Genomic DNA, 13,734 nt, shown 5'->3' on the forward strand with positions numbered 1-13,734 from the left:
AGGTTGCAATCGGTGCGGCCATCAATCAAATTGCTTGTTCCGATGCCAGCCATAAGCCAGGCCGATATCCATGAATTTGTTTCAGCTCCGCGCGTTCGACGCCGTGGCCCGCGAGGGCAGCTTCACCCGCGCCGCTGCGCGCCTGTTCATCAGCCAGCCGGCCGTTACCGGGCATGTGAAGGCACTGGAAGAGCACTACCAGGTCACGTTGTTGCGCCGCACTGCCAGGCGGGTGGAACTGACCGAAGCGGGCGTGCGGCTGGCAGCCGTGACACGGGCGATGTTCGGCCTGGCCGACGAGGCGAAGGCCATGCTCGAAGCCAACCAGCAACTGCTGAGTGGGCGCCTGGAGGTGGCTGCCGACAGCCCGCACCGCGTCATGCCGATTCTGGCGCAGTTGCGCCAGGCTCACCCGGGTGTCACCGTCAGCCTGCGCCTGGGCAATGCGCGTGAAACCCTGGCGGCCTTGCTCAGCGAGCACGTCGATGTGGCAGTGCTCACAGACACCGAGCCGCACAAGGCGCTCTACCTCCAACCGCTGTGCCAGTCCCGTATTTGCGCCCTGCTGCCGGCCGGCCATGCCTGGGCTGCGAGCGCTGGCGACCTGCCGCTCAGCAGGCTCGATCAGCAGGCCATGGTGCTGCGCGAGCAGGGTTCCACTACCCGCCGCACCTTCGACGAGGCTTGCGCCGTGGCGCGGCTACAACCGCGTGTGCTGCTGGAATTGGGCAGCCGGGAAGCTGTGGTCGAGGCAGTGGCCGCCGAGCTGGGCATCGGTATCGTCTCGTCCACCGAAGCCCCCCACGACCCGCGCGTGGTGGTGCGCCCGTTGAGCGGTGCAGCGTTGGTCAACCAGCATTGGGTGGGCTGCCTGGAGCGGCGGCGGGGGCTGCGCTTGATCCAGGTGTTCATGGACGTGTCGCAGGCACAGCGGGCGGGCTAGGACGCGGTTCCGCCTGCCCAGGTTGTGGCGGATGGGCAAAGGTGCCGGGCTATCAACCATCTGGAGCCCACCATGGCCAACCCTGCCGCCACCACCGATCACATCGACGGCTTCATTGCCGAACACCTGCCCGACTGGTTGCACGCTGCCTCGGTCGAGCAGATCGTCGCCCTGCGTACACGTTTCGAAGACCACCGCGTCATCGAGCAGCGCCTTCAGACGGTCTTCAACCGCCTGGTCTCACCGGAACACTTCGCCCGGGCAGCACTGACCGAAATGCTCGAGCAGACATTCAAGCTCAAGCTCGACCTTGCCCACACGTTGTGGCGCGAGCGCTGGGAAAACTACAGCCTCATGGGGGGCGAGTCACTGCGCAACCATGATACCTACGACCCGGCCATGAGCCACTTGATGCAGAACTTCCCGTCAGGCGCCAGCTTCAATTCCAAAACTGGCCTGGTCTCTGTTGCCCATCGTACTGCCGCCAACCCCCCGGAGGTACTTGTAGACACCGCGCAGCTGGCCGTGGCGTGTCGCAAAGCGGATGTGGGCAAGCGCTACCAGCAGTACCTCGACGGCTTTCTGGATAACTCGGTTACCACATTCATGGCGCAGGACCAGCGCAAGCGCCTGGCCCTGGCAGTGGAGCTGGCAGGGTTGCAGCAAGGCATCGATGAAGCGGATGTCGCCAACCTCGAACACACGCTTGGCGAACTGCCCGTCGCCAACGCCAAGCACCCCGCAGTCTTGGTCAAGCACCTGTATGTGCTTGGCCATGCCATGCTCAATGGCCTGCTGATCGAGCTGTCGGACGCGGGCGCCCCCGAGCATGCCCGCCCCACGGCAGGCTTGCTGCTCTACCTGCCGCATCTGCCACTGCAACGGTTTGCAGACCTGGGCGCCTTGAACGCGCACATGGCCACCCTGCTGCGTAACCCCCACAACTATCCGGTGCTGCTCGCCCAGGTTGCGTTGAGCGAGCGGGTTGCATTCGAGGGGCTGCTGAAAAAGCGCCTGAGTGATCCCGTGCCAGACCTGGAAGTCACCGGCAAGCCAGCGGGTACGCCGTTGTTCAGGGAACTGGCTGGCCTGCACGTGCAGCGCATCAAGGATGACGCCCGGTTCATCCTGGTGCCGGTGACCGATGTGGATGCGCAGCAACGGCTCCATCGCCTGCAAACCCTGGGAGCGGTTGGCCTGAACCTGCTGCAGATGGCCTCGATGTTCGTGCCGCAACTGGGCACTCTGATGCTCGCGGCGACGGTTGGGCAGGTGATCGAGGAGGTGTACCAGGGGGTGAACGACTGGTCCCGGGGCCACCAGCATGAAGCCTTGGAGCACATGCTGGGCGTAGCCGAAGTAGTGGCGGTCAACGCGTTGGGCGCTGCGGGCGGGCACGCGGTCGCTCGCTCGTTCAAACGCAGCGCGTTCGTCGATGAACTGGTACCGGTGGAACCCAATGCTGAAACGGCGAACCTGTGGTCGCAAGACATCAAGCCGTTCCGGGCGGCACAGGTGCCCAGCCGGGCTTTGCGTGGGCGTGACGGGCTGTTCCACTACGGTGACCGGCGCTGGTGGCTGAACGAGGGCCACTACCACGAGGTTCACAGGGACCCGCTCTCGCGCCAGTGGCGGCTGTTGCGCACTGACAGGCAAAAAGGTTTTGCGCCCACCCTGCAATGGAATGGGGAGTACGGTTGGCGCCTGTCGTGGCAACACCCTCAGGAGTGGCATGGTCAGGCAGCGCTGCTGGGGCGCTTGTGGCCGATCTCCCACGATTTCGATGCCGAGCGGATCAGCCAGGTGCTGAGCATTGCTGACGTCGATGAGCCCGCGCTGCGTCGGTTGGTCAGTGAGCAGCGTGTCATGCCTGTGCATTTACGTGACACCTTGGAGCGTTTTGCTGCCGACCGGCGCATCGACGAATTCTTCCGTTCCCTGCAGGTTGGCCAGGAGGTGCCTGACACACAGCTGCTGCAATGGTGCTCCGAGCAATTGGCCACCCTCCCGTCGACCCAGGATGCCAAGGTGCAGGCGATTCGCCAGCAGGCGCCGCCGCTACGTGAAAAACTGATGTTGCACCTGACCGACAAAGGCCAGGGCACGGCGGGCATGGACGTCATCCAGCGGGATTTCCCCGGTTTGCCACGTGCTTATGCCGCCGATCTGCTGCTCAATGCCAGTGCCGACCAGCAGGTACGCCTGAGCGCCACCGGTCGGTTGGACCTGGCCATGGCGGAGGCTGCCCGCCTGGCCCTGCAGAACGCCAGAGTGTGTCGAGCATTGCAAGGGCTTTATCTGAACAACGCGTACCATCCAGACACGGCGTCGCTGGTGTTCGCATTGCTGAGAAAGAGCCCGGGCTGGCCGCAGCAGGTCAACGTTCAGGTGCGCGAGGGTGGTGCCGGTGGGCGGTTGATCGCCGAGCTTCACCCGTCTGATTCGGCCAACCCGCCCAAGGTGCTGGTATGGGGTGCGGGCAAGATGACGGTGCATCAGAGCGGCCGGCCACTGGAACTTGGCCAGGGCGGCGGTGGGGGATTGCTCCAGGCGCTTTTGGACTGCTTGCCTGCAGCAGACAGGGCGCGCCTGGGCTGGGCGGGCGAGGGCGGTGTGGCTGCGCTGCGTGACAGCTTGCAGCAGCGCCTGCCGACGGACCGCGCTGCACTGCGTCGTCTGATGGGTATCGAAGCGATCAAGCCCACATTCCGCTCCCCCGACCGGCTGCCCGATCGGCGCTTCGGGTACTTGCTCAGTGGCCGGGGCACGGGCAACCACCTCGCCGAGCGTACCCTGCAGGACCGTGTGCGCAGCCTTTACCCAGGCTTCAGCGAGCGCCAGCTGGAACTGTTTCTGAATGTGCTTGATGAGCAACCAGGCTCGCCCTTTACGGTTTTGCTGGACCTGGAGCGTGAATACGCACAACTCGACCAGGCGCTGGACCGGTGGACGGTCGACACGGCGGGCGCTGCCAGGCGCCCACAGCGGCGCATGGTCGCCGATGAGCTGCGCCGGTGCTGGCGCTTCCAGGGCCTGGCAGGCAGACGCCAACCCAATGGTGACCCGGGCATGGTCCTGGTGCTTTCCGGGATAGGCGCCGGAGATCTACCGGACCTGAGCGGGCAAGGGGGCCTCACTCATGTCAGTGAACTCAGCCTGGCGAACATGCAGCTGAGCGAAGTGCCGGCCGGGTTCATGTATCCATTTCGCAACGTGCGTGCGCTGAACGTGGACAACAATGCCCTGACCACATTGCCGCAAGCACTCAGCCGGCTGTTGCATCTGCAGGAGCTGATGCTTTCACGTAACAACCTGCATCTGGATGCCTCACATTTCGAGGTGCTGGCAGGTATGTCCAGGTTGAGTGTGCTGGATCTCAGCGAGAACCCCCTGGGCAGCTTCGGGCTGGCGCTGGACCGTTTGCCGCGCCTACGACAGCTGGGGCTGAGGGGGGCAGGCCTGACGGAGGTCCCGTCGCACCTGGAACACGCTGTATCGCTTGAGTACGTCGACCTGCGTGACAACCATATCACTGAGCTGCCGGCCTCGCTGAATGCGCAGCGGGCACAGTGGCGGCAACGAATCGCCCTGGCGGGCAACCCTTTGCCGGACATTTATCGAGACCTGTGGATCGATGCAAGCCGCACCTCCGACAGCGAAGCCAGCAGCGATGGGGATGCGTTTCACCTGAACCGCTGGATGGAGCACCTTGACGCCGAGGCGCGAGCCCTGCGAACGGCCCAGTGGAACCGCCTGCTGACCGAGCCCGGCAGTGGTGATTTCTTTACCTTGGTGGGTGAGCTCACAGACACCAGCGACTTCCGCCTGGCACGTGGAGACCTGGAAGCGCGACTGTGGGCGATGTTTGACACAATCGAGCAGCACACCGGCCTGCGTGAGCAGACCTTTACCCTGGCCAGCGAGCCGCGCACATGTGTGGACAGCGTGATCTCAAGCTTCGGGCTGCTGGAGGTCAGGTTGCTGAGCGCGGCAGTGGAAGGGGCCGCTGGCGGTGATGCCGAGGGAGAGCTGCTGAGCCTTGCCCGGCGTTTTTTCCGTCTTGACCAGGTCGAGGCGTATGCAAGGCAGGCGATGAGCCAGCGCGAAACCGGTGGGGAGAATGTCGACCAGATCGAGGTCAGCCTGGCCTACCGGGTAGGGTTGGCCAGCAAACTGGACTTGCCGGGGCAGGCGCGGACCATGGAGTTCGAGTCTACCGCGGGTGTTAGCCAGCAGGATCTTGATGCTGCCGAGGCCCATGTGCGGCAGGCCGAGGCCAGCGATCAGCTGGTAACGGACATCAGCGAGCGAGGCTTCTGGAGCGATCACTTGCAGGCGCGCCATGGCGCTGTGTTCGAAGCAATCCGCGAGCCCTTCGCCGAACAGATGGAACGCTTGTACGCCGACCGGCAAAGCATGATCGACGCGGTATACGATCGCCGCGCCAAAGCCATTGCCAAGGCCTGTGACAGTGCAGTCAAGGCCAAGATGCTGGAGCTTACCCGCCAGGCCTTGGCCAGGCAGGCCGAGGCTTCGTTGGGCTGATTTGATGTGCGCGATACCGTTGGCGAGCCTGCTGCGGCCCACCACCGGTTCACGCGCCAGGGTGGTGTTTTTTCGCCGTCGCTTTAAGATGGCTGGCATCGAGCAATCTGGGCAAGCGATGAGCGACAAAGACACCATTTCCATGCAACTGGTGCGTGAGGCGCTGCTGCAGGCCTGCCCGCAAGGTTGCCCGGTTGCGGGGCTGCTGAGCAAAGCCGGGATTGACCCGCAGTTGCTGCATGAAGCGAATGCACGGGTGCCGTCGACGGCCTATGCGCGCCTGTGGCGTCTGTTGGCACGACGCTGTAACGACGAGTTCTTTGCGATGGACCCGCGCGGCCTGCGCAGCGGTAGCCTGGCGTTTTTGTGCCGGGCGAGCATGGCCCAGCCCACCGTCGAGGCAGGGCTGGACACAGCCCTGGACTTTCTCACGCTGATGCTCGAGGACCTGCAGCCAAGCCTGGTTCGCCAGCACAGCCTGGCCGAAATCGTCATCAACGAGCCCCGTGATGAGCCGCGCCGGGCCTTCACCTACTTTACCTTCTGGATGATCGTGCACGGTGTGGCTTGCTGGTTGGCGGGGCGACGCATCCCTATTCTGGCCATTGAACTGCGCTGTGCCGAGCCCCCGTTCTGCGATGATTACCGGGTCATGTTTTCTGAAAACCTGCAGTTCGGGCGCCCGCGAACGCGCATGATCATTGCCGCAGACTGCCTGGCCCAGCCCATACGGCGAAGCGAAAGCGAGCTGCAGCGGTTTCTTGCGCAGGCGCCAGGCAACATTCTGGTCAAATACCGGGACCCTGCCAGCCTGGCTCAACGGGTACGCCACGGCTTGCTGGCCAGGCACCCGTCTTCATGGCCAGATGCCGATGAACTGGCGCGGCAACTGTGCCTGTCTGCCTCCACGCTACGTCGCCGGTTGGCGGACGAAGGCCACAGTTACCAGGGGCTGAAGGACAGCGTGCGGCGGCAACTGGCAATCGCCTGGCTGGCCGAAGGGCAGTTGGACATGTTCGAAATTGCGGCGCGGCTGGGCTTCGCGGATGCCAGCTCGTTCTACAAGGCGTTTCGCAAGTGGTTTGGTTGCAACCCAGGGCATTACCGCAGCCTTGTGCTGGGTAATGACGAGGTGAGTGAGGGGGTGTTTCCTGCTGCCGGTCAGTAGGTAAGGGCGACAGAGTTGGGTGGTCAGCCCTCTTTCTGGACCAAGCCTCATGACCGACCGCGCAACGCCCCCGCTCTCCACTGCACAGCGCAACGCCAAGATGGCACGTGCTGCCCATGATTTCATCGGCGCCCGCCTGCCCGCATGGCTGAAGCAGGCATCGCCAGCCCAGATCAACCGCCTGCGCGATCGTTTCAAGGCGCATCACGCCAGCCAGGCGCACGTACGCTCTGCCACACGCCGATTGATTCCGTTACAAAGCTTTGCCCAGCTGCACATGCAACGCCTGGTCGAGGGTCTGCCGGGCAGCCCGGGCCTGGAAAAACTGCAGTGGCTCGAAATCCGTCGCAGGTTCACGGTGCCACCGGGGGTCGCCCTGCCGGTGCAAGCCGTCATCGAGTGGCGAGAACCTGCGGTGTTGCGGTTGATGCAGAATTTCGAAGACAAGGCCAGTTTTTATCAGGGCAGTGGCTTGGTGATGGAAGGCGAGAGTACCCCGCTTTCCGGGGATACCGAGGCCTTGGTGCTGGCCTGCCGCAGGCTGGATGCTGGTGAGCTTTATCAACGCCTGCTGACGCAGGTGTTTACCGAGCAGGCCTGTGAAGCGTTGGCCCAGGACAAACGTGCAGCCCTGAGCCTGGCGACCGAAATTGCCGCACTGCGCGGTGACCTTACCGCGCCTCAGCAGCTTGCACTCGCGCACATCGCCAGCAGCGATGCGGGCAGCCTGGACCTTCATGGGTATCCAGGCCTGTTCAGTGTGCTGGGGCACACCTTGGCCGATGCCTTGCTGATCCAGCTGCGCGATGCACGCGGTAACGACCAGGGTCTGGTCTTGTACCTGCCCAGCGATCCCACGCAGGCCTTACGCTACTTTTCCTCTGCTGCACGGATGAACGCCGCATTGGCCGATGCCTTGCGCGAGCCGGGGTACCGTAGCTATCTCAGCCAGTTGGTGGCCGTGCAGGACCGCGCCGCATTTTTGCAGTTGCTGGGTAAACGGCTGGCCGACCCCGTGCCAGACCTGGCGATGGAGGGCGTGCCTCAGGTCGGGGATATTTTCAGCATGCTGGTCACGCAGCAGGTACAACGGGTAAAGGACGATGCCCGGCTATTACTGGTGCCCACCGCGCAGGTCGATCAACAGGCGTCGGCAAGGTTGCGCGAGCAGTGGGTATCTGTCGGCCTGGGCCTCGCCAACCTGGCAGGGCTGTTCATCCCGCTGGTCGGGGCCATGTTGCTGGGGCAACTGGTGGTTCAGACGCTTGCTGAGGTTTTCGAGGGCGCAGCCGACTGGTACCACGGGCACCAGCATGAGGCACTGGAACACATGTTGGGCGTAGCAGAAACGTTGGCGGTGACGGCAGCGGTTGCAGCAGGCGTGAACATCACGGCCCGCGGTTTCGCCGCCAGTGAATTTGTTGAAGGCTTGGAACCGGTTGTGCTCGGCGACGGCCGCAAGCGGCTGTGGGCCAATGACCTGAAGCCTTATGCGCTGACGCCAGATTATCCTCAACTGTCTGCGGATGGGCTGTACCGGGATCAGGGGCACAGGTTGCTTCGCGTCGGCCAGCACTACTATCCCGTGCACCGCCCGCAAGGCGATGGCCCTTGGCGTATTTGCCACCCTCGACGCCCAGGCGGCTATGGGCCGAGCATCGAGGCATTTGGCAGCCGCAGTTGGCGATTGACCGATACACGCCCGCTTGAGCAGCCGAACCCTGGGGAGTTGCTCAACAGCCTGTGGCCCTTGCACAGCCCGCTGGATGAAACGGACGCCTCCCGCGTTCTGCGTGCAGCAGGTGTCGACATGGATGAGCTGCGCGGTCTGCAGGTGGAGTGCCGGGATACGCCTGCAAACCTGCACGATACCCTGCTGCGGTTTAGCGCTGACAGGCGTATCGGCAATTTCTTCGCGGGGCTGCAGGCAGGTTCGATACCCCGCGATGATGCTCAGGTTCTAGCGTGGTGCCTCAACGAGCGTGGCATATCGCTGGAGGCCGATGCCCGTGATGAACTGCTGGCCGCGGCACCTCGGCTACGCAGGCGTCTGTTCGATCATTTGTGCCGCCAGGAGGCTGACGGCGACCCACTGCTGGCGGTGATGGCGCAAGACTTGCCAGGGCTGCCCGTAACCTATGCCCAGGCATTGGTCCATGAAATGGGCGCCGCTGAACGACAGCTTGCGTTGGCCGAAGGCAAGTTGCCGTTGCGTAGCCTGCGGCAGGGCGCAGCGCTGTTGCGCGTGGCTCGGCTGAATCGCGCTGTCTGCGGCTTGTATCTGGATCATGCCTATTGCGATGAGGCCGGTGAGCTTGTGTTCGCATTGTTGGCCCGGCAGGAAGGTTGGCCGCCCCGATACCTGGAACTCTGGAGCATGGATGATCCAGGGCGTCGTATCGCTGTGTTGGGCGAGCCGAGGGGGAATGCAGCTGTGCTGAGGGTGGTACACCGGGGTGGGCTTTTCCAGTTACGCGAAGAGGTGGCCCCAGGCTATGGTGCGTTGGTGCATGAGTCGGGCAGCCTGTTCGAGTGCCTGGTGGCGGTGTTGACGCCTGCGCAATCAGAAGGCCTGGGGCTTGCGGGCATCCAGCCGGTCACGGCGTTGCGCAAGCAGTTGATCAAGCACCTTCCGGCCAGCCACGACGGGATCGCCCGCGTGCTCGGGTGGGCGCCCCAAGCCCGCTGGTTCAACCCTGGTCGGCGCATGCCCGACGGCCGTGACGGCTACCCATTAAGTGGGCGCTTGCCTCGGTACCCAAGCCCCCAGCGCGTACTGCGCGAGCGTTTACGTAATCTGTACCCAGGGTTGGACGATACCCAGATCGATGAGCAACTGAACCGCTTGCTGGAAGGGCAGCGCTCTGTCTACGACGCTTTGCTTGAGCTGGAGGAGGACTTTGCCGACCTTGAACGGCATCTGAACCGATGGGCCAGCTTCGAGTTCGACCCTGCACGCCAAGCTGTGCGCCAGCAGGTGGCGGCGCGGCTGCGCCGGGCATGGCGGCTGCAAGGGGAACCCTGGGGCAGCGACGGGCAGGGCCAGCGGCTGAGCCTGATCAACCTGAACCTGGCCAGCCTGCCGGAGTTGCCCGGGCACATCGATTTCCCCCAGATCAGGGCGCTGGTGGTCCGCGACGTACCCATCACCCATGTGCCTACAGATTTTCTTCGTGCATTCAGTGGCCTGCGTGAGCTGACCCTTTCCAACAACCGCCTGTTGCAGGTACCGGTCGGCCTCGCTTACCTTGTAGAGCTACGCACGCTGCGTCTGGGGCACAACCGCATTCGTCTGAACCGCAATGCCCTGGATGTAATGAATGGCCTGCCCCACCTGCGCTCGCTGGACTTGAGCTACAACCCGCTTGGGGCCTTCCATGTGCGCTACAACCAGTTGCCACACCTGGTTGAGCTGAACCTGCGCCATTGCCAACTGGGTGAATGGCCATCCGGGCTGGAGCTGTGTGCAGGCCTGGAACGGGCAGACCTGCGGGACAACCAGTTGGGTCTGGTGCCGCAGGCAATCCTTTCAATGCCCCACGTGCAACGGCTCGGCCTGATGGTCGACCGTAACCGCTTGAGCATGGCAGACATTCAGCAGCTCTTCGCACTCGACACCATCGCCGAGCACTTCCACTTGCCTGAGGCCCGGCGGGCCATCGAGCCGACGGCTACCCGTCAGCTTTGGCTGGATGCCATCGATTTGCAGCAGACGCCTGGCCGGCAGGCGCTGTGGGACCGCGTCATGGCAATGCCGCGCAGTGGCGGCCTGCTCAGAGTGCTCAGCCGCCTGCAGGATACTGGCGACTACCAGCAAGCCTCGTTCTACCTTGGCGAGCGAGTCTGGTCGGTACTTGAAGCGATTGATGGCAACGCTCAATTGCGACAGCGCGTCTTCAGCCTGGCCGAATTGCCGTTGACCTGTGCCAACACGGTCGCTGACCGGTTCTGTGAGCTGCAACTGAGGGTGCTGGCCGAGGCGGCCGAGCATTATACGCTGCCGGACCGAACCAATGACCTGCTCATGCTCGGCCAGCAGTTGTTTCGCCTGGAACGGCTGGAGCAGGTGGTCAGGCGCGATATCCTGCAGCGGTTGGCCGCTCGCGAATGGGTCGACCAGATCGCGCTCAGCCTGCAGTACCGCGTGCGTTTGCGGGTGCGGCTGAACCTGCCGTGCCAGCCCCGGGCGATGCGCTACGAGGAGGCCGCCAACGTGACTCAGGCCCAGCTCGACCAGGCCTGTCAGGAGGTGCTGTCGGCGCAGCCGCCTGACGCACTGGCTGTCAGCCTGGCCCAGCGTGCGTTCTGGGAGCGTTGCATGGAAACCCTGCATCCCCAGGCCTTCGCGTCACTCGATATAAATCTGGCCGCCCGACGCGCTACCTTGGCTGCGCGACAAGGCGAGTTGCCTGCTGATCAATACCAGTTGGAGTGGGACGACCTTGAGATCGAGCACGCTGGGAATCGACAGATGCTTGTTCAGGAACTGACGCGGCAGTTGCTGTTGGGCCGGGAGCGGGGCCTGGGCTGACGCCCTCAGCGGCCAAACCGGTCAGCCACATTGACAGCTTTGGCCATTGCCCCAGCGCCTGGCCGGCGCGAACATCGTCGGACCACTCCAACAAAAACAAGCCAGGAGTCCGACGATGCGTGATTACGCCGAGGCTGCCCGTTCGTTCAATTATTTCGACACTGCAAGCGCTGCGCTGCACGGCAGCCTCGACGCGCTCAATGCCTGCGTCGAGTGCTGCGATCGCCATGTCGGCAGTGGCAAGCTGGCCCTGCATTGGGAAGACCGCGATGGCAATACCGAACAGTTGAGTTTCGAGCAACTGCAGGCGCTTGCCGCTCGGTTTGCCAGCGTGCTGAGAGCACAGGGCGTGGTAGCCGGTGACCGGGTGGCGGGGCTGTTGCCGCGGACTCCGCAACTGCTGGTGACGATTTTGGCCACCTGGCGCCTGGGCGCCGTTTACCAGCCGCTGTTCACCGCTTTCGGGCCGACGGCCATCGAGCACCGCCTGCACCAGTCGCACGCCCGGGTGGTGGTCACCGACAGCCATAACCGCTTCAAGCTGGACGATGTCCAGGCTTGCCCGCTGATCATCACGGTCAATGCCCGTAACGGTGAGCTGGACTTCCAGCAGTGTCTGGAACAGACGCAACAGGGGTGCGACCCGGTGATGCTGACGGGCGACGACCCGTTTCTGCTGATGTTTACGTCCGGCACCACCGGGCCTGCCAAACCCTTGCAGGTCCCCCTGAAGGCAATCGTTGCGTTTCAGGGCTACATGCGTGACGCCATCGACCTGCGCGGCGAGGACAGGTTCTGGAACCTGGCTGACCCCGGCTGGGCGTATGGCCTTTACTACGCTGTGACCGGGCCGTTGTCGCTTGGGCATGCCACCACTTTCTATGACGGGCCGTTCAGCGTGGAGAGCTGCGCACGGGTGATCCGCACACGGGGTATCACCAACCTTGCCGGTTCGCCGACGGCCTACCGCCTGCTCATCGCTGCGGGCGAGCAGTTTTCTGCACCGGTCAAGGGTTGCCTGCGGGTGGTCAGCAGTGCCGGCGAGCCGCTGAACCCCGAGGTTATCCGCTGGTTTGGCAACGAACTGGGTGTGACCATCCATGACCATTACGGGCAAACCGAACTGGGGATGGTGCTGTGCAACCACCATGGCCTTGCTCATCCCGTGCACCTGGGCGCAGCGGGTTTTGCCGTGCCTGGGCACCGCATCGTGGTGCTGGACGAGCAGCGTCGCGAGTTGCCACCGGGCCAGCCGGGCATTCTGGCCGTTGACCGTGAGCAGTCGCCGATGTGCTGGTTTGCGGGCTATCACGCGCTGCCGACCAAGGCATTTGCCGGCAAGTACTACCTCAGCGGCGACACCGTCGAATTGAACCCGGACGGCAGCATCAGCTTTGTCGGGCGTAGCGATGATGTGATCACCACGTCGGGCTACCGGGTGGGGCCGTTCGACGTGGAGAGTGCGCTGATCGAGCATGCGGCGGTGGTGGAGGCGGCGGTGGTTGGCAAGCCGGACCCTGAGCGCACCGAGCTGATCAAGGCATTCGTGGTGTTGGCCAATGGCTTCACGGCCAGTGACGAACTGGAAGAGCAATTGCGCCAGCATGTTCGCCAACGGCTCTACGCCCACGCCTACCCAAGAGAAATCGAATTCGTCAGCGAGCTGCCCAAGACCCCGAGCGGCAAGCTGCAACGCTTCATCCTGCGTAACCAGGAAGTGGCCAGACAACAAGCGCAACAAGCCAATAACGCCGGCGCCTGAAAGGAAACCCGACATGCAGATAGCCAACAAACAGTTCATCGTCACCGGCGCAGCCTCCGGCCTGGGGGCTGCCACTGCGCAGATGCTGATCGAGGCCGGTGCCTCGGTGATGCTGGTGGACCTCAACGCGGAGGCGGTCGAGGCCAAAGCCCAGGCGTTGGGCGAGCGGGCCAGGTTCAGCGTGGCAGACATCAGCGACGAAGCGGCAGCCAAGGCCGCCGTAGCGGCTGCCGTCAGTGCATTTGGCAGCCTGCACGGCCTGGTCAACTGCGCAGGCATCGTTGGCGCTGAAAAGGTGCTCGGCAAGCAGGGCCCGCACCGCCTGGCCAGCTTTGCCGCGGTCATCAACGTCAACCTGATCGGCAGCTTCAACATGCTGCGGCTCGCCGCCGAGGCCATGGCTGAAGGGGTTGCCGACGAGGGGGCCGAGCGCGGGGTCATCATCAATACGGCCTCCATAGCCGCCTATGACGGGCAGATTGGCCAGGCGGCCTACGCAGCGTCGAAGGGGGCGATTGCCAGCCTGACGCTGCCTGCTGCCCGCGAGCTGGCGCGTCATGGCATCCGGGTGATGACCATCGCCCCGGGCATTTTCGAAACCCCCATGATGGCTGGCATGACCGAGGACGTGCGGGCTTCCCTGGCGGCCGGCGTGCCGTTCCCGCCACGGCTCGGGCGCCCACAGGAGTACGCCGCGCTGGCGCGGCATATCATCGAGAACAGCATGCTCAACGGCGAGGTGATCCGCCTTGACGGTGCGCTGCGCATGGCGGCCAAGTAAGGAG

6 protein-coding genes are annotated in these 13,734 nt (G+C 63.9%); all 6 read left to right on the top strand.

Features of this window, described 5'->3' with window-relative positions:
* Positions 1 to 70: 70 nt before the first annotated feature.
* Positions 71 to 943 (top strand): LysR substrate-binding domain-containing protein, encoded by an 873-nt coding sequence (locus PPA02S_RS05595; RefSeq protein WP_028632567.1) that lies wholly within the window; start codon positions 71 to 73, stop codon positions 941 to 943.
* Positions 944 to 1,015: 72 nt separating this feature from the next.
* Positions 1,016 to 5,488, top strand: a complete 4,473-nt coding sequence (locus PPA02S_RS05600) for an NEL-type E3 ubiquitin ligase domain-containing protein (protein WP_028632568.1) — start codon at positions 1,016 to 1,018, stop codon at positions 5,486 to 5,488.
* Between the two features lie 118 nt (positions 5,489 to 5,606).
* A complete protein-coding gene (locus PPA02S_RS05605; protein WP_033727953.1) occupies positions 5,607 to 6,656 on the top strand; it encodes an AraC family transcriptional regulator in 1,050 nt (349 codons plus the stop codon).
* Positions 6,657 to 6,705: 49 nt separating this feature from the next.
* Positions 6,706 to 11,187 (top strand): NEL-type E3 ubiquitin ligase domain-containing protein, encoded by a 4,482-nt coding sequence (locus PPA02S_RS05610; protein ID WP_028632569.1) that lies wholly within the window; start codon positions 6,706 to 6,708, stop codon positions 11,185 to 11,187.
* A gap of 115 nt (positions 11,188 to 11,302) precedes the next feature.
* Positions 11,303 to 12,949, top strand: a complete 1,647-nt coding sequence (locus tag PPA02S_RS05615; protein WP_028632570.1) for an AMP-binding protein — start codon at positions 11,303 to 11,305, stop codon at positions 12,947 to 12,949.
* 13 nt (positions 12,950 to 12,962) lie between these two features.
* A complete protein-coding gene (locus PPA02S_RS05620) occupies positions 12,963 to 13,730 on the top strand; it encodes an SDR family NAD(P)-dependent oxidoreductase (protein WP_028632571.1) in 768 nt (255 codons plus the stop codon).
* The last annotated feature ends 4 nt before the right edge of the window (positions 13,731 to 13,734 follow it).

Origin of the sequence: Pseudomonas parafulva NBRC 16636 = DSM 17004 (genome assembly GCF_000730645.1) — a bacterium.
GTDB classification, from domain to species: Bacteria; Pseudomonadota; Gammaproteobacteria; order Pseudomonadales; family Pseudomonadaceae; genus Aquipseudomonas; species Aquipseudomonas parafulva.